Consider the following 21,055-nt stretch of genomic DNA (forward strand, 5'->3'; position numbering starts at 1 on the left):
GGGCGTGTGGCGTTGTTACGCTTGCTTGAAATGGGGGTGGCCATTCCTGCGCAAGCGTGCCTAGCCACACGCCCGCGCAGCCGCGCTGAATGACAAGATATTTAACAGACAGGACACTAGCCCCTTTGCGCAACCACGCCAGCCGGTTTTCCCCATGTCCCGACAGCGATCCCCCAAGCACCACGGCCTGAGCTTCCAGGAGCTCATCCTGACCCTGCAGCAGTACTGGGCGGAGCACGGCTGCGTGGTCCTGCAGCCCTATGACATGGAGATGGGTGCGGGCACCTTCCATTCCGCCACCTTCCTGCGCGCCATCGGCCCCGAGCCCTGGCGGGCCGCCTACGTGCAGCCCTCGCGCCGACCCACCGACGGCCGCTACGGCGAAAACCCCAACCGCCTGCAGCACTACTACCAGTTCCAGGTGATCCTCAAGCCCTCGCCTGCGGAGATCCAGGAGCTGTACCTGGGGTCGCTCAAGGCCATCGGCATCGACCCGCTGGTGCACGACATCCGCTTCGTGGAGGACAACTGGGAGTCCCCGACGCTCGGCGCCTGGGGCCTGGGCTGGGAGGTGTGGCTGAACGGCATGGAGGTCACCCAGTTCACCTACTTCCAGCAGGTGGGCGGCCTGGACTGCCGTCCCGTGTCCGGCGAGATCACCTACGGCCTGGAGCGTCTGGCCATGTACCTGCAGGGCGTGGAGAGCGTCTACGACCTGACCTGGACCGAGGGCCCCCAGGGCCGGGTGAGCTACGGCGACGTCTACCACCAAAACGAGGTGGAGCAGTCCGCCTACAACTTCGAGCATGCCAACGTGGAGGCCCTGTTCGCCTGGTTCGAGACCTGCGAGGGCGAGAGCAAGCGCCTCATCGAGGCCGGCCTGCCGCTGCCCGCCTACGAACAGATGCTCAAGGCCTCACACACCTTCAACCTGCTGGACGCCCGCCGCGCCATCTCCGTGACCGAACGTCAGGGCTACATCCTGCGCGTGCGCGAACTGGCCCGCGCCGTGGCCGAGGCCTATTACAACGCACGCGAGGCCCTCGGCTTCCCGATGCTGGGCGGCAAGGATTGAGAACCTTTGCCGCAGAGGCGCGGAGACGCGGAGAAAGGCAATGGACAGGATGAACAGGATTTATCAGGATGAACACAATCGAATATCACGGTGTTTTCGATCTCAAGTCTTCATCCTGTTCATCCTCAAGAATCCTGTTAATCCTGTCGTTCTTTGTATCTTTTCTCCGCGTCTCGGCGGCGGAAGTTAACGACAACAGCACAAACCAGACACCAGGCCCATGACCCAGAAACACGACCTCCTGATCGAAATCGGTACCGAAGAGCTGCCGCCCAAGGCGCTCAAGGGCCTGCGGGATGCCTTTGCCGAGTCCGTGGCGGCGGGGCTTGCGGAGGCGGAGATCGGGGCCTCCAAGGTACAGGCCTTTGCTGCGCCTCGGCGCCTGGCGTTGTTGTGCCGGGACGTGGCCGCGCGCCAGCCGGATCAGTCCATGGAACGCCGGGGACCGGCGCTCGCCGCCGCCTTCGACGACAACGGCAATCCCACCAAGGCCGCCCAGGGTTTCGCCGCCTCCTGCGGCGTGAAACCGGAGGACCTGGAGCGCCTGGAGACCGACAAGGGCGCCTGGCTGGTGCATCGCCACGTGGAACCGGGCAAGGCGGCAACCGAGCTCATCCCCGGTGTGGTGGAGCGCGCCCTGGCGGCGCTGCCCATCCCCAAGCGCATGCGCTGGGGGGATTCCGACGCCGAGTTCGTGCGCCCGGTGCACTGGGTGGTGCTGCTGCTGGGCGATGCCGTGGTGGAGGCCGAGATCCTGGGCGTGAAGGCCGGCCGCGAGACCCGCGGCCATCGTTTCCACCACCCGGATAGCCTGTTCATCGCCGAGCCCGCCGCCTATGGGCCGCTGCTGCAGACCGAGGGCCGGGTGATGGCCGATTTCGAGGCGCGCCGGGAGGCGATCCTGGGCCAGGTGGAAGACGCCGCGCAGAAACTCGGCGGCCGCGCGCTCATCGAGCCGGACCTGCTGGACGAGGTCACCGCCCTGGTGGAATGGCCCAGCGCCATCGCCGGGCATTTCGAGACCCGCTTCCTGTCCGTACCCCAGGAGGCGCTCATCTCCACCATGCAGGACAACCAGAAATACTTCCCGGTGGTGGACCAGGTAGGCCGCCTCATGCCCCACTTCATCACCGTGAGCAACATCGAGTCCCGGGAGCCGGAGCGGGTGCGCGAGGGCAACGAGCGGGTCATCCGCCCGCGCTTCTCCGACGCCGAGTTCTTCTGGAACCAGGACCGCAAGAAGCCCCTGGACAGTCACCTGGAGGCCCTCAAGCACGTGGTCTTCCAGCGCAAGCTGGGCACCCTCTATGAAAAGACCGAACGTGTCGCCGCGCTCACCAGGCACCTGGCCGGACTGCTGAACGTGGACCATGGCGAGGCCCTGCGCGCCGCCATGCTCTCCAAGTGCGACCTGCAGACCCACATGGTGTTCGAGTTCACCGAGCTGCAGGGCACCATGGGCCGTTACTATGCCGAGCACGGCGGTGAACCGGGTGATGTGGCCCAGGCCCTGGAAGAGCAGTACTGGCCCCGCCATGCCGGCGACAACCTGCCGGAGTCCGGGGTCGGCCAGGCCCTGGCCCTTGCGGACCGGCTCGATACCCTGGTGGGTATCTTTGCCATCGGTCAGAAACCCACCGGCGCCAAGGACCCCTACGGCCTGCGCCGCGCCGCCCTGGGCGTGCTGCGCATCCTCATCGAGCGGGAACTGGACCTGGACCTGCTGGCCCTGATCCGCGCCGCCGCCGAGGGCTACCAGGGCACGGACGTGGATGCCGCCGGTGCCGTGGAGTCCGTGTTCGACTACATGATGGAACGCCTGCGCGCCTACTACACGGACCGGGGGATCGGCGTGGACGTGTTCGAGGCGGTGCTCGCCTGCCGCCCGCTGCGTCCCCTGGACTTCGACCGCCGGGTACGGGGCGTGGATCACTTCCGCAGCCTGCCCGAGGCGCAGAGCCTCGCCGCCGCCCACAAGCGCATCCACAACATCCTCAAGAAGGTGGAGGGCGCGCTGCCCGAGCAGATCGATCCCGCGCGCTTCAGCGAGGACGCGGAACGGGCGCTGTTCGACCGCCTCGAGGCCCTGCGCGCCACGGCGCTGCCGCTGTTCGGCGAGGGCCGCTACACCGAGGGCCTGGCGGCGCTGGCCGCCCTGCGTGAGCCGGTGGACCGCTTCTTCGACGGCGTGATGGTGATGGCCGATGACGCCGCCGTGCGCGACAACCGCCTGGCCCTGCTCAACAGTCTGAGCGGGCTGTTCCTGGAAGTGGCGGACATGTCGCGCCTGCAGCCGGGCGGTGAGGGCTGAGCTTCGACTCAACATCTGCCGAAGAGACGCGGAGGCGCAGAGAAAGGCAATGGACAGGATGAACAGGATTTTTCAGGATGAACAAAATCGAATAACACGGTGATTTCGACCTCAAGTCTTCATCCTGTACATCCTCAATCATCCTGTTAATCCTGTCGTTCTTTGAATCTGTTCTCTGCGACTCCGCGCCTCTGCGGCAAATCACTTCGGCAAGGCATGGATCACCGATGACCCAGCGCAAACACTTCAAGCCGCTCCTCTACCTGCGTGCCACGCTGTTCTGGCTGGGCTTTGCGCCGTCCACCATTTTCTTCGCCCTGATCGGGCCGCTGACCCTGCCCCTGTCCTGGCACGGGCGTTACCGCATCATGTCCCAGTGGACCCGCTTCAATGTCTGGTGGCTGGGCCTGACCTGCGGGCTCAGATACGAGGTGAAGGGACGCGAGCACCTTGAGGGCGAGGCGGGCATCCTGCTCTGCAAGCACCAGTCCACCTGGGAGACCCTGGCCCTGCAGCGCTTCATTCCGCCCCAGGTCTGGGTGCTCAAGCGCGAACTCATGCGCATCCCCTTCTTCGGCTGGGGGCTGTGGGTGATGGAACCCATCGCCATCGACCGGGGCGCCGGGCGCAAGGCGCTGGAACAGCTGGTGGAGCAGGGCAGCAATCGCCTGGGGCGGGGCCTGTGGGTGGTGATGTTCCCGGAAGGCACCCGGGTGGCGCCGGGCACCCGGGGTCGCTACAAGCAGGGCGGCGCGGTGCTGGCGGCCCGCACCGGACACCCGGTGGTGCCCGTGGCCCACAACGCCGGCATCTACTGGCCCAAGCACAGTTACATCAAGTATCCGGGCACCATCCGTGTGGAGATCGGCCCGCCCATCGAGAGCAAGGGCCGCGATCCCGATGAGATCCTCAAGGAGGCCGAGGACTGGATCGAGTCCCGGCAGCAGGAACTGGACGCCGTGGAGCGTCCGTGAGCGGTTTCGATCTCTCCACGCCGGCCGCGCGTCGCCGGGTCTACGCCCGGGCACTCTGGGCAGACGACGGCTGGGTGCGGGAGTTCGGTCTCAACAACTTCCACCGCATCACGGATCGGGCCTTCCGCTCCGGGCAGCCTTCACCCCGGCATTTGCTCAAGCGCATCCCCCGCTACGGCATCCGCACGGTTGTGAACCTGCGCGGCGAGGAGCCGGGCAATCCCATGCTGGCCCTGGAGACGCAGACCTGCGAAAGGCTGGGCGTGAGGCTGGAACACCTGCGCACCTATTCCCGTGATCTGCCGAGCCGGGAGGTGATTCACCAGGCCCATGAGCTCTTGCACAGCATCGAGTATCCGGTGTGGTTTCACTGCAAGTCCGGCGCCGACCGGGCCGGGCTCATGTCCACCCTCTACCTGCACTGGATCGAAGGCATGCCGCTGGACCAGACCCGCCAGCTGAGGCTCTGGCCCTATTTTCACTACCGCTACGCCAAGACCGGGCTGCTGGACTACTTCTTCGAGACCTACCTGAAGGACACTGCCGAGCGGCCTATGAGCCTCCTGGAGTGGGTGGATACGGTTTACGATCCCAAGAAGCTCAAGCCGCAGTTTCGACCCATGCCGGTGATGGATGCCCTGGTGGACAGGCTGCTGCGGCGGGAATGAGTGTGTGTGTGAGGGGTGAGGGGTGAGGGGTGAGAGGAGTGAGGAGTGAGGAGTGAGGAGTGAGGGGCTTGCATCCACAGCCGAAGGGGTTACGCTCCTTGCCACGCCCCTCCATCTGTGTCCTTTCTTGTCTCTTGCCACTTGGATCTTGTATCTAGTCCCTGATGCTCACCGAACTCCTCAAGCTGCGTGACCGCAGCATCTACCATGTCCAGGGCACCTCGCCCGCGGTCTACTACATCGCCGACCAGGACCTGAAAGGCGTGCTGGTCAATGCGCCGCCTTTCAGCGCCGAGCTCCTCGACGCCCTGAACGCCATCGTGCCGCTGCGCTTCGTGTATCTGCCCAGCCGTCGTGGTGCCCGGGACATCGAGGCCTGGCGTGAGGCGGGGGCGGAGGTGCTGGCCTACGAGGTGGAGGCGCCGGCCATCGACGGCACGGTGGACACGGCCTTCAACCACAAGACTCGCTTCTCGCGCACCATCGACTTTTTAACCATGGGCGGCGTGACCGAGGGCACCTGCGCCCTGCGGCTGCGCAACAACCCGGGGGTGGTGTTCTTCGGCCCGGCCCTGGAGCCGGGGGAGGACGGCTGGCCGACCCTGGTCTTCCACGACGATGACTTCTCCCGGGAATCCCGACTGTTCGGCTCACTGGGCATCCAGGACGTGAAGTTCGCCTACGCCTTCACGGACGTCATCGACCCCGAGACCACCCGCTTCGGTCCCGATGCCGATCAGCATGTGAATGCTGCCATCGCCCGGGTGCTGGAGCTCTAGAGGTTCAACCGCGACGCAAAGTCGCAAAGACGCGAAGGAACGCAAAATGTCTTTTGATGAAAAAACCTTTGCGAATCTTCGCGTCTTTGCGACTTTGCGTCGAAGCTTTTCCCGGACCTAGATCTTCAATTGCGCCACCGGAACCGGCTCGGCGATGAAGTTGCCCTGGGCGTAGTCCACGCCCATCTCCTGCAGGTGGTCGAGGATCTCCTGGGATTCCACGAATTCCGCGATGGTGCGCTTGCCCATCACGTGGGCGATGTCGTTGATGGAACGCACCAGGGCCAGGTCCGTGGTGTCCTTGGCGATGTCCTTGACGAACAGGCCGTCGATCTTCAGGTAGTCCACCGGCAGGGTGCGCAGGTAGCCGAAGGAAGACATGCCGCTGCCGAAGTCGTCCAGGGCGAAGCGACAGCCCATGCCGCCCAGGGTCTCCATCATGGTGCGCGCCAGGTTGAGGTTGGCGATGGCCACGGTCTCGGTGATCTCGAAACAGATCAGGGTGGGGGGCAGGGCGTGGCGCTTGAGCTGTGACACCACGTAGTCCAGGAAGGCGGGGTCGCCCACGGAATGCCCGGAGAGGTTGATGGCGCACAGGGACAGGCGGTTGGCGTCGAGACCGGCGTCCGCGATCCAGGAGAAGGTGTGCTGCAGCACCCAGCGGTCGATGGTGCCGGAGAGGTTGTAGCGTTCAGCCGCCGGCAGGAATACGCCGGGCGGGATCAGCTCGTCACCCTCGCCCTGCATCTTGATGAGCATCTCCAGGTGGGCGCCCCGCTCCTTGCCCGCCGTCTCCACCGGCTGAATGGTCTGGGCGAACAGGGAGAAGCGGCCCTCCTGCACCGCCTGGTGAATGCGCGCGACCCAGCGCATCTCGCCCTGGCGCCGGATCATGCTGGTGTCGTCCAGCTTGAAGGCGTGGATGCGGTTGCGACCCTTGTCCTTGGCGGAATGGCAGGCGGTGTCCGCGGCGCTCATCACCGTGATCACGTTGCCGCTTTCACGGTTGATGGGCACCACGCCGATGCTCGCGGTGACGTTGTAGGTCTTATCCTCCCAGCGGAATACATGCTCGGCGATGTGTGTGCGCAGCTGATCTGCGGTGTCCATGATCTCGCTGGCGGGACAGTCGTTGAGGATCACGGCGAATTCGTCGCCCCCCAGACGGGCCAGGGCATCCCCCTGTCGGATGGCACCGGTGAGCAGGCTACTGATCTGGCGCAGCAGCTCGTCGCCGGCGGTGTGGCCGCTGGTGTCGTTGATGACCTTGAACTGATCCAGGTCGATGTACAGCATGGCCCCGGTGTTGTGGCCGTGGCGGGCCTGGCGCAGGGCCTGTTCCAGGCGGATGAGCAGCTCCCGGCGGTTGAGCAGTCCGGTGAGGGCGTCGTGGGTCACCTGGTACTGCAGCTGGGTGCTCAGGGAGCGGTACTCGGTGGCGTCCTCCAGGGTGAGGATCGCGCCACCCTCGGCGCCGGGCGAGATCTGGCAGTTGATCTCCAGGGGGCGCGCATCCTTGCGCCACAGGGTGAGCCCCTGGAGGTGGCGCGGGTGGCGCGAGCGCAGGGCCTCGCTGCAGTCCTTCAGGTATTGGCTCGGATTGCCGTGCGGGCGGCGTCCTTCGGGGGCGGTCAGCAGGGCTTGTGTGAAGTCGTGGCCGAGCAGCTCGGGGCGGGCATGGCCGGTGAGCCGCAGGGCGGCCTGGTTGGCGTAGCTGATCTTGCCGGCGGCGTCGAGGCGCAGGATGGCGGATGCCGTGTGTTCCAAGGTTTCGTGCATCTGCTGCAGCAGCTCGCTGGCCTTGGAAGCGGCGGCCTCGGCCTCTGCCCGTCGCACCTGTTCGGCCAGGGCCTCGATCCTGTCCCGGAGTTCATGTTCCAGGGACACATCCATCATCACGCCCTGGATCACCGTGCCCCCCTGCTGGGGGTCGCCCACGTAGATGCCCATGTCCCGGACCCAGCGGATGACACCATGGCCGTCACTCAGACGGTAATCGATGCAGTAGGGGCTCTGGGCCTCGCGGGTCCTGGCCAGGGTCTGCTGAACCCGCTCCCGATCTTCCGGGTGCAGGTACTGCACCCAGCGGTCGTGGTCCTTGAGGTAGGCGCCGTGGGCGCCGTTGCCGTTCACCAGATGCTTGAAGTGGGGACTGATGTGCAGGCGGGTGAGGCGTGCATCCGGCACGGCCAGGTAGGAGACCAGCACCGGAGGTGCGGTCTCGAGATTCTGGGCAGCCACCTGGTGCAGCCGGGCGATGCCGTCTTCCTGTTCTTCCGGACCGGGGTTTTGTGAGCGGGCTTCCGTCGGCTTCAAGTCATGGCTCCTGAAACGGTTGCCAGTCCAATATAGCCTAAGTGGGTGAGCCTGCGCGCCTTTTCCCGCCGACCGGCAGTTTTTCCCCGAGCAGGGCGCGAATCACCAGGCCGGCGAGGGTGTAGCCGAACAGGGGCGGCAGGTAGGAGATGGTGCCGTTGACCGCCCGCGCACGGCCCGGGATGGGTCCGTCCAGGGGACGGTGTTCCGTGCCCTTGACCGGCTGCTCCAGGGAATAGACCACCGGATAGTCCAGGCTCGCGCCCATGCGGCGCAGGCGCTTGCGGATCTCCCGGGCCAGGGGGCAGAGCTGGGTGGCGGACAGGGGGCCGACGCGGATCGCGGTGGGGTCGGTGCGCCCGCCGGCACCCATGCTGGAGGCGACGGGGATGTTCACCTGCTGGCAGTGGTGCACCAGGGCCGCCTTGCAGGCGATGGAGTCGATGCAGTCCAGGGCGTAGTCGGCATCCATGGGCACGATCTCGCCCACGTTGTCGGGCGACAGGAAGGCGCTGGCGAGGTGTACCCGGATCTCGGGGTTGATGTCCCGGATGCGCGCGGCCATGACCTCGGATTTGCGCTGGCCCAGGGTGGAATGCAGGGCCACTAGCTGGCGGTTCATGTTGGAGGGGCCCACCACGTCATGGTCCAGCAGGGTGATGCGCCCGACCCCGGCCCGGGCGATGGCCTCGGCCGCGTAGCTGCCCACGCCGCCCAGGCCGGCGATGAAGACATGGCGGTTGGCGAGCTTCTCCAGGCCCTCGGGACCGATGAGCAGCTGCGTGCGTTCATGGATGGTGGTCATGGGTTCGCAATTTTAGCGTAAGCGGGCTCAGGGGAGGTTGAAAAGCCGTCGCGCGTTGCGGGTGGTGGCTGCGGCCAGTTCCTCCACCTCCATGTCCCGCAGCCGGGCGATCTCGGCGGCGATCTCGGGCAGAAAGGCGGGTTCGTTGCGTTCGCCCCGATGATGGATGGCCGGCTGGTCCGGGGCGTCGGTCTCCAGCAGGATCGCCTCCAGGGGCAGTGTGGCCACCAGGCGGCGCAGGCGCTGGGCGCGTGGGTAGGTGACCGGGCCGCCGATGCCCAGCAGGCAGCCCAGGTCGATGAGTGTGCGTGCCTGCTGCTCGCTGCCGCTGAAGCTGTGCACCACGCCGCGGCTGCCCGGGCACTGGCGCAGGGCCTTGGCGACCTGGTCCACGGCACGCCGGGCGTGGATGATCACCGGTAGGTTGAACTGGCGCGCCAGGGCCAGCTGGCCGGTGAAGAAGCGCCACTGGGCATCCGGATCCAGCTCGGCCACGAAATAATCCAGCCCGCATTCCCCCACCGCCACCGGCTGCTCCCGTTCGATCCAGTGTTCCAGTGCCTCCAGGTCGGCGGGCGCGTGTTCTGAGAGCAGCATGGGGTGCAGACCGTAGGCGGGGTACAGCCGTGCATCGCCTGCCGCCACCGCCTTGAGTTTCGGCCAGCTGGCCCGGCTCACCGCCGGCAGCACCTGTGCCTCCACCCCCACCGCCCGGGCCCTCGCCCAGCAGGCCGCCCGGTCCGCGTCGAAGGCGGCATCGTCGAAGTGGCTGTGGGTGTCGATAAACAAGTGGCTAGTCTCAAGTGGCTAGTGGCTAGTCAAATGATAAACCCCCTCTCCCTCAGGGAGAGGGTTGGGGTGAGGGTGGTTTGCCTTGCCACTTGAGACTAGCCACTAGCCACTGCATTCAAGGGCAGGGGTTCGGATGCCGCCCGTGGATCGACTCGATGGCCTCCAGCACCTCGTCGTTCAGCACCAGCTCGGCGCTGTCGATGTTCTCCCTGAGCTGATCCAGGCTGGTGGCGCCGATGATGTTGCTGGTGAGGAAGGGGCGCGAATTGACGAAGGCGAGCGCCATCTGGGCGGGGGACAGGCCGTGGGCCCGGGCCAGTTCCACGTAGGCGCGGGTGGCGGCGATGCCCTGCTCGTTGGTGTAGCGGGAGAAACGCGAGAACAGGGTCAGTCGCGCGCCCTCGGGCATGGCGTCCAGGTACTTGCCGCTCAGCACCCCGAAGCCGAGCGGCGAGTAGGCCAGCAGGCCCACCTGCTCGCGGATGGCCATCTCGGCCAGGCCCACCTCGAAGCTGCGGTTGAGCAGGTTGTAGGGGTTCTGGATAGACACCAGGCGCGGCCAGTCGTGGCGTTCCGCCTGGCGCAGGTATTCCATCAGGCCCCAGGGGGTCTCGTTGGAGATGCCAATGTGACGCACCTTGCCCGCGCGCACGAAGCCATCCAGCACCTCCAGGGTCTCGGCGATGGGCGTGGCGTCGGGGTCTTCCTGGTGCACGTAGCCCAGGCTGCCGAAGTAGTTGGTGGGTCGCGCCGGCCAGTGGATCTGGTAGAGGTCCAGGTAGTCGGTGTTGAGCCGGCGCAGGCTGTCTTCCAGGGCCCGGGTCATGTGACTCCGGTCAAGGCGCGGGCCGCCGCGGAAGTAGTTCACCCATTCGCCTGGCCCGCATACCTTGGAGGCCAGCACCAGGTCATCGCGCCGCCCGCGCTGCTTGAGCCAGCTGCCGATGTAGGCCTCGGTGCGCCCCTGGGTCTCGGCCATGGGAGGCACCGGGTAGAGCTCGGCGGTGTCGATGAAGTTGATGCCCCGCTCCAGGGCGTAGTCCAGCTGGCTGTGGGCCTCGGCCTCGGTGTTCTGCTCGCCCCAGGTCATGGTGCCGAGGCAGATGAGACTCACGTCGATGTCGGTGTCGCCGAGTTTGCGTGTTTGCATGTGGACTCCGGAAAGGTTCTTTAACCGCGACGCAAAGGCGCAAAGACGCAGAGGTGCGCAAAGAATAGCGTTGGTATCTGCGCCGCTCCGCGGCGCAGTAATGAAAAATAACTTTGCGAATCTTCGCGTCTTTGCGCCTTTGCGTCGCGGTTCAAATCAATTTCATTCAGAGAAACAACGTCAGCACGCCCGTATAGCCATACAGCCGGTTGTGGAAGATCTCGCCGTTGGCGAAGAATCCGACCAGGGGGATGTCGCCCAGTTCCTCGGCGATGATGCGCAGTTCCTGGGAGTCGTCGCCGAACTGGTGGCGGCCACGGCCGAGACAGGAGACATAGACCGCGCCGCGGGCGCCGTTGGGGGCGCGGCGCTTGAGGTCGGCGAGCATGCGCTTGAGGTCTTCCAGGGCGGCGTTGCCGTCGCGCCGGCAGAACAGGATCTCGTCGCCCTCGCGCACGTTCTCGCCGATGGCCACCAGGCGCTGGCCGGTGTCCACGGCCACCAGGTTGCGCACCAGGTAGTCGCGGGTGTCGGAACCGGGCACCGGCAGGCCGGCGACGATGAACCCGCCGGCCCGTTGCAGGTCACGGGCCAGCACCTCGCCGATGTCTTCCTCGAACACGTCCAGGGCCGGGCGTCCGTCCAGCTGGATGAGCACATTGTTGCTGGCGGCGGTGATGCGGTGCACGGGGCCGATGGGTGTGCAGCCCTGGGTGTGGGCCGTGGCCACGGGCACCGATTCCGCGAACAGCACCCCGGAGACCGCGCCCTGGACCACCTCGTCGGCCACGGACAGGTAGTCGCCCTGGGAGGAGGCGATCCCGCCCACGCCGAAGATCTGGGTGTGCTCGCCCAGGTGGCGGATGATCGCCGGGGTGGTGCCGTGGCTGGGGTCGCCGTGAAGCAGGGCGAAGCGCGCCGGGTCTTGTGCATCCCAGTCCGCCAGCAACGCCGTGAGGGCATCGTCGTTTTCGGTCATGGGGGGCAGGATGCGCGCGCTGCCCGGCGGGAAGCTGCCCAGCATGGCCACGGCCGCGGGGCGGTCGTAGATCTCCCGCCCGGTGCAGCACAGGGCGATGCCCACCGTGCCGGTCCAGTGGGTCACGCCGGTGGCCTCGCGCAGGGTCGCTAGCAGTTCGGGCAGGCGTCGGGCCAGGGCGTCGCTCACGTACAGGAAGCCCAGGGCCTCGCCCTCAGTTGGCGGCGTCAGCCGGGCGGCCAGTTCGCGGGCCACGGCGACGGGTTCGATGCCTTCGGCGGCGGCCATGGAGAAGGGGGTCATGGTGTTCACAGTCCCAGGTGATCCAGCATGGATTTGGCCTCGTTGTCGCTCACCGGGATGCCCGGCTCGGCGGTGAAGCCGGTGTCGGTGACGCGCAAGGTGGCGTGTGCTCGCGTGTCCAGTTCCTCCAGGAACCACTGGATCTCGCTGGGGTGCACCGCGTGATTGCAGCGCCGCAGGTGGCGCACGCGCAGTTCCGGCGGGCTGACCCGCACCAGCAGCGGCAGTGGCAGTCCCAGGGGCAGCACGTGTTCACGCACGAACCACTCGATGGGGCTCGGATTGCGGGCGTCGATCTGGCGCGCGTCCAGGCGGAAGTGCCCGCCGCCGCCGGGCTGCTTGAGCAGTTCCTCCAGCCATTCCGGCGGGAAGCCCTCGTGCACGATCAGGGTGCGGCCGGTGAAGCGCTCCAGGAACTGCTGGCGCAGTCGGATGGGGTTCGGACGCCGTCGCAGGAAAGAAAGCATGGGGGATCCGGGGTTCTGGACTGACTATGAATGATAGCAAGGCGAGGTGGCCCGGTCCGTTAACCCCTACATTTTCACCGAGCTTCAGGCCGGGCAGGTCACCCCGTAGGAGCGGCGACCCCGCCGCGAACAGCGACGCTTCCTGGAACCCTGTTCGGCCCGGGGTCGGGCCTCCTACGGGATCAGGCACAAAAAAGCCCCGTGCGTCCGGAGGCGCACGGGGCTTGCATAGCGCCGTGATCAACCGCGCTTGGCGACCATCTCGCCGATGATGGGGGCGAGGATGATCTCCATCGCCAGGCCCATCTTGCCGCCGGGCACCACGATGGTGTTGCGCCGGGACATGAACGAGTTGTGGATCATGTTCAGCAGGTAGGGGAAGTCCACGCCGAACTTCTTGGGATCCCGGAAGCGGATCACCACCATGCTCTCGTCGGGGGTGGGGATGTCCCGGGCGATGAACGGGTTGGAGGTGTCCACGGTGGGCACGCGCTGGAAGTTGATGTCGGTGCGCGAGAACTGCGGGGTGATGTAGTTCACGTAGTCCGGCATGCGGCGCAGGATGGTGTCCACGATGACCTCGGCGGAGTAGCCGCGCTCGGCATTGTCGCGGAAGATCTTCTGGATCCACTCCAGGTTGACGATGGGCACCACGCCCACGCCCAGGTCCACGTGCTTGGACACGTCCACCTTGTCGTCGGCAGCCAGGCCGTGCAGGCCTTCATAGAACATCAGGTCGGTGCCCTTGGGGATGTCTTCCCAGGGGGTGAACTCGCCGGGCTTGAGCTTGGTGCCCAGGCGCGCGTTGTGCTCGTTGGCCTCTTCATCGCTGTGGATGTAGTAGCGCTTCTTGCCGCCGCCGGTCTTGCCGTAGGTCTTGAACAGATCCTCGATCTTGTCGAACAGGTTGGCCTCGGGGCCGAAGTGGCTGAAGTGGTTGTTGCCGCTTTCGGCGGCCTTCTTCATGGCCTCCTTCATCTCGGTGCGGTTGTAGCGGTGGAAGCTGTCGCCCTCGATGATCACCGGGTTGATCTTCTCGCGCAGGAAGATGTGCTCGAAGGCACGCTTGACGGTGGAGGTGCCGGCGCCGGAAGAGCCGGTGACCGCGACGATCGGATGCTTCTTGGACATGTGTGCTTACTCCTTAGGTTTTAATCATGTTGTCGAATTCTTGCCCGGGGCTGTGCCGCCCGGGCGGTCTCCCTTAGAAGATCAGGTTCAGCATGGTCAGCGACACCACCAGGAACAGCACCGTCATGATGCCGCCGGCCTTCATGAAGTCTTTCACCCGGTAGCCACCCGGACCCATGATCAGGGCGTTCACCTGGTGGGTGGGGATCAGGAAGGAGTTGGAGGTGGCGATGGCCACGGTCAGGGCGAACACCCGCGGGTCCGCGTCCATGCCCATGCTCTGGGCGGCGAAGGCGATACTCACCGCCAGCGGCACCAGCAGCACGGTGGCGCCCACGTTGGACATGACCAGGGTGAAGAAGGTAGCCAGGATCGCGATGGCCGCCTGCAGGATCCAGGGAGCCACGTCGCCCAGCAGGCTCAGGGTCTGGTGGGCGATCCAGGCGGCGGTGCCGGTCTCCTGCACCGCCGCGCCCAGGGGGATGAGGCTGGCCAGCAGGAACACCGTCTTCCAGCTCACCGCCTTGTAGGCCTCGTCCATGTTGAGCACGCCGGTGAGGATCATGCCCACGGCGCCCACCAGCAGGGCCACGGACAGGCGCAGGTCGGTGAACAGGATCAGGCCCAGGGCGATGGCGAAGAACAGCACGGCGAAGCCCACCTTCTGGGGGCGCAGTTCCTCGTGGGGGTATTCGCTGGTGACCACCACGAAGTCGCGGTTCTTCTCCACCCGCGCCAGGGCGCTCCAGCTGCAGTGGCAGACCAGGGTGTCGCCCGCCTGCAGGGGCACGTCGCGCAGGCCCTCACGGATGGTCTCCTCGCCGCGATGGATGGCCAGCACCGTCAGGCCGTAGGTCTTGCGCATGGCGATCTCGGTGACCGTCTTGCCGATCAGGTCTGAGCCGGGCGGGATCACCACCTCGGCGACGCCCGACTTGGTGTGGGAGAGGGCGTCTGAGAACACGTCCAGGTAGCCCTTGCTCTTGACCCCGGCGCGCTCGGCGAATTCATCCAGCCGGTCGGCGCGGCCCAGCACCGCCAGGCGCGCGGTGCCGTTCAGCTGGTAACCCGGCCAGGGGGCCACGCGCAGGTCGCCGCTGACCATGGCGCCGATGACGTTGATGCCGTATTCCCGCTCCAGATCACTGACCGTGTGGCCGGACATGGGGTGGCTGGACGGCAGGGTGTATTCGCGGATGGTGTAGTCCAGGCCGTAGACCCGCTTGAAGTAGTCCATGGTGCTCTCGCCGCTGGCGCCGTCATTGCGCACCGCCGGCAGCACGTACTTGCCCAGCAGCACGAAGTACAGGATGCCGGTGGTCACCAGGGCCAGCCCGACGGGAGTCACGTCGAACAGCTCGAAGCGTTCCATGCCCGCGGGCAGCAGGTCGTTGAGCAGGATCAGCGGGCTGGAGCCCACCATGGTGATGGTGCCGCCCAGGATGGCGCAGAAGCCCATGGGCATGAGCAGCCGGGACATGGGCAGGCCGGTGCGCGCGGAGATGCGCGAGATCACCGGCAGGAACAGGGCCGCCGCGCCCACGTTCTGCATGAAGCTCGAGATCACGCCGACGGTGCCGGAGACCATGGGGATGACGCGTTTCTCCGTGGTCCCGCCCACGCGCATGATGAAGGAAGCCACTTGGCTCATCACCCCGGTCTTGTCCAGGCCGGCGCCGATGATCATCACCGCGATGATGGAGATCACCGCATTACTGGCGAAGCCGTCGAACAGCTTGTGGGTGTCCGCCACGCCCCCCAGTCCCGGGATCATGCTGATCAGCCCCAGCAACACCATCACGGACACCGCCGCCACGTCCACCCGCACGATCTCGGACACGAACAGGAAGATGGTAAAGCCCAGCAGCCCGAGGACCACCATCATCTCGGGGGTCAGCGCGATGGTTTCTTGCATGGATAATGAGGCCTTGTCGGAGAGTAAAAGTCGCAAAAAAGACCGGAATTATCCCATCGCGGCCCCGCAAAGCCAAGCAGCGTCCCGGCGCCCGGCCGCAATCGCTGGCTGGCACGTGTGCCGGCCGCAGGGCCATGGGCTATGCTGGATGGACGCAAGACCGATCCCGGATCACAGGAAGGATGGAACGCCATGGAGACCCGTCTTTCGCCCGTGGGGCGCTTCGAGACCCTGCTGCTCGCCACCGAGGGCACGGAATTCAGCGCCGGCGCCGAGCAGGTGGCCCTGGGGCTGGCCGAACGCTGCGGAGCACGGCTTTATGCCCTGCAGGTGGTGCTCACCAATCCCGAGTACGAGGCCATGGCCCCCGAGCGAGTACAGGCCGAGGCCGAGGCGGCGCGCGCCCACCTGGCTGAACTGGGCCAGCGGGCCGGGGCGGCGGGCGTGCCCTTCGAGGGTCTGCTGCGCCACGGCGCCGACCCCTACGTGGAGGTGGTCCAGGCAGCCGAGGACCACCGTGCCGACCTGATCGTCATGGGCCGGCGCACCCGCAGCGACCTGGCGCGGCTGATGATGGGGGATTCCACCGCCAAGGTGATCGGCCATGCCGCCTGCAGCGTGCTGGTGGTGCCCAGTTCCTGCCCGGTGCCTTCGAGACGCATCCTGGTGGCCACCGACGGCTCGCGCCTGGGCGATGCCGCTGCCGTCTCCGCGGCCCAACTGGCCCGGCGTTTCGAGCTGCCGGTGACCGTAGTCTCCGTGACTGTGCCCGGCCATGACCAGGCGCGCCGCGACGAGGCCCGGCAGGCCATCGAGCGGGTGTGCCAGGCCCTGCAGGGGGAGGGCATCTCCGTGGAGGGCATCCAGGAGGAAGGCCGTCCCGAACAGGTCATCGTCGAGCTGGCCAAACAGAAGCAGGCCGACCTGATCGTGGTGGGCAGCCACGGCCGTACCGGCCTGCAGCGGCTGCTCATGGGCAGCGTGGCGGAGCGGGTGGTGGGTCAGGCGGAGGTGGCCGTACTTGTAGTGAAGTGAGGGTGAAGTAAGAAGTGTGAATTGAGAAGTGGGAATGAAATCAATTTCGCACTTCCCAATTCACACTTCGCACTTCTCAAAGAGGATGTCCCACACCCCATGCCCCAGTCGCTGTCCCCGCTGCTCGAACTTGGTCAGCGGCCGCTGTGCCGGGCGAGGGGCGAAGCCCCCGACGGTGTTTCGGAAGGCGGGTGAGGCCTGCATCACCTCAAGCATGTGCCAGGCGTAGTCCTCCCAGTCGGTGGCCAGGTGCAGGGTGCCGCCGGGGCGCAGGCGGGTGGCCAGCAGGGCGACGAATTCCGGCTGGATGATGCGCCGCTTGTGATGGCGCTTCTTGTGCCAGGGGTCGGGGAAAAAGACCTGCACCGTGTCCAGGCTGCCCGGCGGGATCTGGTGTTTCAGCACCTCCACCGCGTCGTGGCACATGACCCGCATGTTGCTCAGGCCCAGCGTCTCGATGCGGGCCAGCAGGTGACCCACCCCGGGTCGGTGCACCTCGATGCCGATAAAGTCCCGCTCCGGCGCCGCCTGGGCCATCTGCGCCAGGCTGTCCCCGTTGCCGAAGCCGATTTCCAGAGTGATGGGCGCAGATCGGCCGAAGATCGCGGTCAGATCGAGCTTATTCTCCGAATACTCAATCCCGAACCGCGGCCACAGCGCATCCAGGGCCCGCTGCTGACCCGCGGTCAGGCGGCCCTCCCGGCGCACGAAGCTGCGGATGGGTCTGTGGGGTTTCTGGCTGGGTTCGGTCATGGGAAGAAAGGCATCGCCGCAGAGACGCGCAGGCGCTGAGAATTCAAAAAAATGACAGGATTAACAGGATTAACAGGATGAGACCCGGGGTCTGCTAACCCGTGCTTTTTGATCGTGTAAATCCTGTTAATCCTGTCAAATTGGTTTTCTCAGCGCCTCCGCGTCTCTGCGGCAGATTGTTCCAGGATCAGAAAAACGTCCCCTCCACCGGGGACGAGGCCGAGGCGTAGCGCTTGCGGGGCATGCGGCCGGCGAGGAAGGCCTCGCGGCCGGCCTCGATGGCCTTTTTCATGGCGCTGGCCATGAGCACCGGGTTTTTCGCCGCGGCGATGGCGGTGTTCATCAGCACCCCGTCGCAGCCCAGCTCCATGGCGATGGCCGCGTCCGAGGCCGTGCCCACGCCGGCGTCCACCAGGATGGGGACCTGGGCGTTTTCCACGATCTCCAGGATGTTGTAGCGGTTCTGGATGCCCAGGCCCGAGCCGATGGGGGCGGCGAGCGGCATCACCGCCACGCAGCCGATCTCCTCCAGGCGCTTGGCGAGGATGGGGTCATCGCTGGTGTAGACCATCACCTGGAAGCCGTCTTTCACCAGGGTCTCGGCGGCGGAGAGGGTCTGCACCACGTCCGGGTACAGGGTCTTCTCATCACCCAGCACCTCCAGCTTCACCAGCGTGTGGCCGTCCAGCAGCTCCCGGGCCAGGCGGCAGGTGCGCACGGCATCCTCGGCGGAGTAGCAGCCGGCGGTGTTGGGCAGGTAGGTGTAGCGATCCGGGGGCAGCACATCCAGCAGGTTGGGTTCGCCGGGGTTCTGGCCGATGTTGGTGCGCCGGATGGCCACGGTGATGATCTCGGCACCGCTGGCCTCCACGGCCGCGCGGGTCTCGTCCAGGTCCTTGTACTTGCCGGTGCCCACCAGGAGGCGGGAGCGGTAGTTCCGTCCGGCGATGGTGAGGCGGTCTTGGGTTTCGGTCTGTGACATGCAGGTCTTCCCTTGTATCGGTTCAGCCGCCGCCGATGGCGCGCACGATCTCCACCCGGTCGCCCGGCTGGATGCGGTGCTCGGCATGCAGGCCCCGGGGCACGATCTCGCCGTTGATCTCCATGGCCAGGCGCTGGCCGGTCATCTCCAGGTGTTCCAGCAGGCCGGCTGCCGTGAGCCCGTCGGGTACGCTGCGGTGTTCGCCGTTGAGGGTGATGTCCATGGGGTGTGGGCGGGTCGGATGGGTCAGGGGCGGTATTTTAGGGGAGATACAAGATACATGATACGAACTATAACGGGGCGGTTTGCTTCCCTTCGCGGCCGGCGGCTGGATAAAATGGGTGCACGCGCGGGTGTAGTTCAATGGTAGAACGGCAGCTTCCCAAGCTGCATACGAGGGTTCGATTCCCTTCACCCGCTCCATATATCCCCTCGACGCGGCCACGCCGCGCCGTATCCCGTCCCCGGAATTGCCCATGACCGACTGTATCGTGGTCGGCGGCGGCCTGATCGGCATGCTGACCGCCCGCTTCCTGCACGACGCCGGCCTGTCGGTGACCGTGCTGGAGCGGGGCGAGGCAGGCCGCGAGGCCTCCTGGGCCGGCGGCGGCATCCTCTCGCCCCTGTACCCCTGGCGCTATCCCGATCCGGTCACCGTGCTCGCCACGCGGACCCAGGCCGAGTACCCGGCGTTTGCCCGTATCCTGCTGGATGAGACCGGCGTGGATCCGGAGTGGACCCTCTCGGGGATGCTGGTGCTCGATGCCTCCGAGGCGGCCCCGGCCCTGGCCTGGGCGGCGCGCCAGGGTGCCGCCGTCGAGCGTCTCGGCGGGTCGGATGCCCGGACCTGCGAGCCGGCCTTGGGTGCCGAGCCGGAACTGGGTCTCTGGATGCCCAACATCGCCCAGGTACGCAATCCGCGCCTGGTGAGGTCTGTGCGGGAGAGTCTCCGGACAAGGAAGATCGTGATTCGCGAACAGGAACCAGTCCTATCGTTGTTGTATGAAGCCGGCCGAGTCAGGGGTGTGCGCACCAGGAACGGCGAGCTGCATGCCGACCGGGTGCTGATCGCCGGCGGGGCCTGGAGCGCCGGGCTCATGCCGCCCGGCGGACCGGAGCTGCCCGTGGTCCCGGTGCGCGGCCAGATGATCCTGTTCCGGGGCAGGCCGGGCCTGGTGCAGCGCATCGTGCTCAGTGGCGAGCGCTACCTGATTCCCCGGCGGGATGGCCGCATCCTCATGGGCAGCACCCTGGAATACGTGGGCTTCGAGAAACAGACCACCGAGTCCGCCCGGGAGGATCTGCACCGTCGCGCCCTCGAACTGGTCCCGGCCCTGGCCGACTGTGCCGTGGAGCACCACTGGGCGGGGCTCAGACCCGGCTCTCCCACCGGCATCCCGGTGATCACGGAACACCCCGACTGCGAGGGCCTGTTCATCAACGCCGGCCACTTCCGCAATGGCGTGGTCCTGAGCCTGGCCTCCTGCCGCCTCGCTGCCGCCCTGATGACAGGGACAGAGCCGGCCCTGGACCCGACCCCCTATCGGCTGGAAGCGGCCGCCGATCCCGCCCTGGCGGGCGCGGACCGGGCGTGAGATCTAGACTTTGTCTAAAACGCCCGTATACTTGACCACATGTCATTGGTATTACACACAATGCCCGCGAATCGTGACCAGGTGATCGAGCGCCTGCGGGGACATGGCATCACGCCGACCCAGCAGCGGGTGGAGATCGCCCAGGTCCTGTTCGAGCGTCACCAGCACCTGTCCGCCGACCAGGTGCTGGCGCGGGTCAATGCCCGCGACGCCAGCGTCTCCAAGGCGACGGTCTACAACACCCTGGGCCTGTTCGCCGACAAGGGCCTGGTGCGCGAGGTCATCGTCGACCCCGCCCGGGTCTTCTACGACAGCAACCTGGACCCCCACCACCACCTGTTCCACGTGGACAACGGTACCCTGGAAGACATCCCCGTCTCCCAGGTCAACGTCGACCGCCTCCCCGATCTGCCCGCCGGCGTGGCCGTGGAGGGCGTGGACGTGATCATCCGCGTGCGCCGCAGCCAGGCCGCGCGCTAACAGTGTTCTGCCTGGGGCCTTGCTTTTCCGCCCGCCCCCTGACGCCTTACCCCTCACGTTAAACCCGCGATCAGGTCAATCGCATTTAGCTCCCGCAGCGATCATCCCGTAGGCCGGACAAAGCGCAGCGGTGTCCGGCAACCTATAATTGCCCTATACCGCTTCGCTTTATCGGGCCTACGGCTAAAGGCCCCCCTGACGCCTCACCCCTCACGTCTAACCCACGATTGAGCCCGCGCCGGCCTTGGCGTATCCTTTGCCGTCCCGCCGAATGCCGTTGTAGCTCAGTTGGTAGAGCAACTGATTCGTAATCAGTAGGTCGGAGGTTCGACTCCTCTCAACGGCACCATTTTCCCCGTTCTAGCCCGCATATCTCACCACCGTTCGTAGCGAGGGCGTCGAGATGCCGCTGTGACGGGGCGCGCACAGCGCAAGACGGCGCCGGCGTAGCCGACACTACGTCAAGCCGGCTGAAGTGAGCACGCCCCGTCACAGCGAGCAGATCGGCGGCCGCAGTAGAAGGGTGGTGAGATATGCGGGCTAGC

The 21,055-nt window shown here is 66.3% G+C and carries 19 protein-coding genes and 2 tRNA genes; 10 read left to right on the top strand and 11 right to left on the bottom strand.

Annotated elements, in window-relative coordinates; all coding sequences use genetic code 11:
- The first annotated feature begins 154 nt into the window (after positions 1-154).
- The 5 genes from glyQ to D580_RS0113665 all read left to right on the top strand — a co-directional run bounded on the left by glyQ (position 155) and on the right by D580_RS0113665 (position 5,807).
- Positions 155-1,075: a glycine--tRNA ligase subunit alpha gene (gene glyQ / locus D580_RS0113645; RefSeq protein ID WP_018954928.1), complete on the top strand. Its 921-nt coding sequence runs from the start codon at positions 155-157 to the stop codon at positions 1,073-1,075.
- A gap of 220 nt (positions 1,076-1,295) precedes the next feature.
- Positions 1,296-3,386: a glycine--tRNA ligase subunit beta gene (gene glyS / locus D580_RS0113650; protein WP_018954929.1), complete on the top strand. Its 2,091-nt coding sequence runs from the start codon at positions 1,296-1,298 to the stop codon at positions 3,384-3,386.
- Positions 3,387-3,613: 227 nt separating this feature from the next.
- Positions 3,614-4,360, top strand: coding sequence for a lysophospholipid acyltransferase family protein (locus D580_RS0113655; RefSeq protein WP_018954930.1), 747 nt, complete (start codon positions 3,614-3,616; stop codon positions 4,358-4,360).
- Positions 4,357-5,028, top strand: coding sequence for a fused DSP-PTPase phosphatase/NAD kinase-like protein (locus D580_RS0113660; RefSeq protein WP_018954931.1), 672 nt, complete (start codon positions 4,357-4,359; stop codon positions 5,026-5,028). Before D580_RS0113655 ends, D580_RS0113660 begins: the two co-directional genes overlap by 4 nt.
- Before the next feature lie 164 nt (positions 5,029-5,192).
- The gene (locus D580_RS0113665; protein ID WP_018954932.1) at positions 5,193-5,807 is read left to right on the top strand and encodes a hypothetical protein; all 615 of its coding nucleotides are present in this window, start codon (positions 5,193-5,195) and stop codon (positions 5,805-5,807) included.
- A 117-nt stretch (positions 5,808-5,924) separates the two neighbouring features.
- Here D580_RS0113665 and D580_RS0113670 read toward each other — a convergent pair whose 3' ends face one another.
- The 8 genes from D580_RS0113670 to D580_RS0113705 form a co-directional block, all read right to left on the bottom strand.
- Positions 5,925-8,123 carry an EAL domain-containing protein gene (locus tag D580_RS0113670; protein WP_018954933.1) on the bottom strand — a complete coding sequence of 733 codons (2,199 nt, stop codon included), beginning with the start codon at positions 8,121-8,123 and terminating at the stop codon, positions 5,925-5,927.
- Between the two features lie 37 nt (positions 8,124-8,160).
- Entirely contained in the window at positions 8,161-8,928 is a 768-nt protein-coding gene (locus D580_RS0113675; protein ID WP_018954934.1) for a tRNA threonylcarbamoyladenosine dehydratase, read from the bottom strand.
- A gap of 27 nt (positions 8,929-8,955) precedes the next feature.
- Positions 8,956-9,717, bottom strand: coding sequence for a TatD family hydrolase (locus D580_RS0113680; RefSeq protein ID WP_018954935.1), 762 nt, complete (start codon positions 9,715-9,717; stop codon positions 8,956-8,958).
- 118 nt (positions 9,718-9,835) lie between these two features.
- A complete protein-coding gene (locus D580_RS0113685; protein ID WP_018954936.1) occupies positions 9,836-10,870 on the bottom strand; it encodes an NADP(H)-dependent aldo-keto reductase in 1,035 nt (344 codons plus the stop codon).
- A 166-nt stretch (positions 10,871-11,036) separates the two neighbouring features.
- Entirely contained in the window at positions 11,037-12,152 is a 1,116-nt protein-coding gene (locus D580_RS0113690; RefSeq protein WP_038043775.1) for an FIST signal transduction protein, read from the bottom strand.
- 5 nt (positions 12,153-12,157) lie between these two features.
- Positions 12,158-12,619 (bottom strand): hypothetical protein, encoded by a 462-nt coding sequence (locus D580_RS0113695; protein ID WP_018954938.1) that lies wholly within the window; start codon positions 12,617-12,619, stop codon positions 12,158-12,160.
- Positions 12,620-12,859: 240 nt separating this feature from the next.
- Positions 12,860-13,750, bottom strand: coding sequence for a phosphoribulokinase (locus D580_RS0113700; RefSeq protein WP_018954939.1), 891 nt, complete (start codon positions 13,748-13,750; stop codon positions 12,860-12,862).
- Positions 13,751-13,823: 73 nt separating this feature from the next.
- Positions 13,824-15,665 carry an SLC13 family permease gene (locus D580_RS0113705; RefSeq protein WP_018954940.1) on the bottom strand — a complete coding sequence of 614 codons (1,842 nt, stop codon included), beginning with the start codon at positions 15,663-15,665 and terminating at the stop codon, positions 13,824-13,826.
- Positions 15,666-15,857: 192 nt separating this feature from the next.
- On the opposite strand from D580_RS0113705, the gene D580_RS0113710 reads away from it, so the two are divergent.
- Positions 15,858-16,700 (top strand): universal stress protein, encoded by an 843-nt coding sequence (locus tag D580_RS0113710; protein WP_026289993.1) that lies wholly within the window; start codon positions 15,858-15,860, stop codon positions 16,698-16,700.
- 60 nt (positions 16,701-16,760) lie between these two features.
- Here D580_RS0113710 and trmB read toward each other — a convergent pair whose 3' ends face one another.
- The 3 genes from trmB to thiS form a co-directional block, all read right to left on the bottom strand.
- Positions 16,761-17,453 carry a tRNA (guanosine(46)-N7)-methyltransferase TrmB gene (gene trmB / locus D580_RS0113715; RefSeq protein ID WP_018954942.1) on the bottom strand — a complete coding sequence of 231 codons (693 nt, stop codon included), beginning with the start codon at positions 17,451-17,453 and terminating at the stop codon, positions 16,761-16,763.
- Between the two features lie 187 nt (positions 17,454-17,640).
- Positions 17,641-18,435, bottom strand: coding sequence for a thiazole synthase (locus D580_RS0113720; protein ID WP_018954943.1), 795 nt, complete (start codon positions 18,433-18,435; stop codon positions 17,641-17,643).
- 22 nt (positions 18,436-18,457) lie between these two features.
- Positions 18,458-18,658 carry a sulfur carrier protein ThiS gene (gene thiS, locus D580_RS0113725; protein ID WP_018954944.1) on the bottom strand — a complete coding sequence of 67 codons (201 nt, stop codon included), beginning with the start codon at positions 18,656-18,658 and terminating at the stop codon, positions 18,458-18,460.
- A 126-nt stretch (positions 18,659-18,784) separates the two neighbouring features.
- Between thiS and D580_RS0113730 the strand changes: the two genes are divergently transcribed.
- The 4 genes from D580_RS0113730 (at position 18,785) to D580_RS0113745 (ending at position 20,859) form a co-directional block, all read left to right on the top strand.
- Positions 18,785-18,858, top strand: a tRNA-Gly gene (locus D580_RS0113730).
- A gap of 53 nt (positions 18,859-18,911) precedes the next feature.
- Positions 18,912-20,030 (top strand): glycine oxidase ThiO, encoded by a 1,119-nt coding sequence (gene thiO / locus D580_RS0113735; RefSeq protein WP_018954945.1) that lies wholly within the window; start codon positions 18,912-18,914, stop codon positions 20,028-20,030.
- A 60-nt stretch (positions 20,031-20,090) separates the two neighbouring features.
- The gene (locus D580_RS0113740; RefSeq protein WP_018954946.1) at positions 20,091-20,510 is read left to right on the top strand and encodes a Fur family transcriptional regulator; all 420 of its coding nucleotides are present in this window, start codon (positions 20,091-20,093) and stop codon (positions 20,508-20,510) included.
- 273 nt (positions 20,511-20,783) lie between these two features.
- Positions 20,784-20,859 (top strand) — tRNA-Thr (locus D580_RS0113745).
- Positions 20,860-21,055 lie beyond the last annotated feature (196 nt).

It is taken from the genome of Thioalkalivibrio sulfidiphilus (assembly GCF_000377945.1).
GTDB classification, from domain to species: Bacteria; Pseudomonadota; Gammaproteobacteria; order Ectothiorhodospirales; family Ectothiorhodospiraceae; genus Thioalkalivibrio_A; species Thioalkalivibrio_A sulfidiphilus_A.

Excerpts from the sequence above, each read along its gene's own strand:
- D580_RS0113665 (WP_018954932.1), top strand. The coding sequence starts at position 5,193 with ATGCTCACCGAACTCCTCAAGCTGCGTGACCGCAGCATCTACCATGTC.
- trmB (WP_018954942.1), bottom strand. The coding sequence starts at position 17,453 with ATGACCGAACCCAGCCAGAAACCCCACAGACCCATCCGCAGCTTCGTG.
- D580_RS0113675 (WP_018954934.1), bottom strand. The coding sequence starts at position 8,928 with ATGACCACCATCCATGAACGCACGCAGCTGCTCATCGGTCCCGAGGGC.
- glyS (WP_018954929.1), top strand. The coding sequence starts at position 1,296 with ATGACCCAGAAACACGACCTCCTGATCGAAATCGGTACCGAAGAGCTG.
- D580_RS0113655 (WP_018954930.1), top strand. The coding sequence starts at position 3,614 with ATGACCCAGCGCAAACACTTCAAGCCGCTCCTCTACCTGCGTGCCACG.
- D580_RS0113690 (WP_038043775.1), bottom strand. The coding sequence starts at position 12,152 with ATGACCCCCTTCTCCATGGCCGCCGCCGAAGGCATCGAACCCGTCGCC.
- D580_RS0113720 (WP_018954943.1), bottom strand. The coding sequence starts at position 18,435 with ATGTCACAGACCGAAACCCAAGACCGCCTCACCATCGCCGGACGGAAC.
- thiO (WP_018954945.1), top strand. The coding sequence starts at position 18,912 with ATGACCGACTGTATCGTGGTCGGCGGCGGCCTGATCGGCATGCTGACC.
- glyQ (WP_018954928.1), top strand. The coding sequence starts at position 155 with ATGTCCCGACAGCGATCCCCCAAGCACCACGGCCTGAGCTTCCAGGAG.
- D580_RS0113700 (WP_018954939.1), bottom strand. The coding sequence starts at position 13,750 with ATGTCCAAGAAGCATCCGATCGTCGCGGTCACCGGCTCTTCCGGCGCC.
- D580_RS0113710 (WP_026289993.1), top strand. The coding sequence starts at position 15,858 with ATGGAGACCCGTCTTTCGCCCGTGGGGCGCTTCGAGACCCTGCTGCTC.
- D580_RS0113685 (WP_018954936.1), bottom strand. The coding sequence starts at position 10,870 with ATGCAAACACGCAAACTCGGCGACACCGACATCGACGTGAGTCTCATC.
- D580_RS0113695 (WP_018954938.1), bottom strand. The coding sequence starts at position 12,619 with ATGCTTTCTTTCCTGCGACGGCGTCCGAACCCCATCCGACTGCGCCAG.
- thiS (WP_018954944.1), bottom strand. The coding sequence starts at position 18,658 with ATGGACATCACCCTCAACGGCGAACACCGCAGCGTACCCGACGGGCTC.
- D580_RS0113740 (WP_018954946.1), top strand. The coding sequence starts at position 20,091 with ATGCCCGCGAATCGTGACCAGGTGATCGAGCGCCTGCGGGGACATGGC.
- D580_RS0113705 (WP_018954940.1), bottom strand. The coding sequence starts at position 15,665 with ATGCAAGAAACCATCGCGCTGACCCCCGAGATGATGGTGGTCCTCGGG.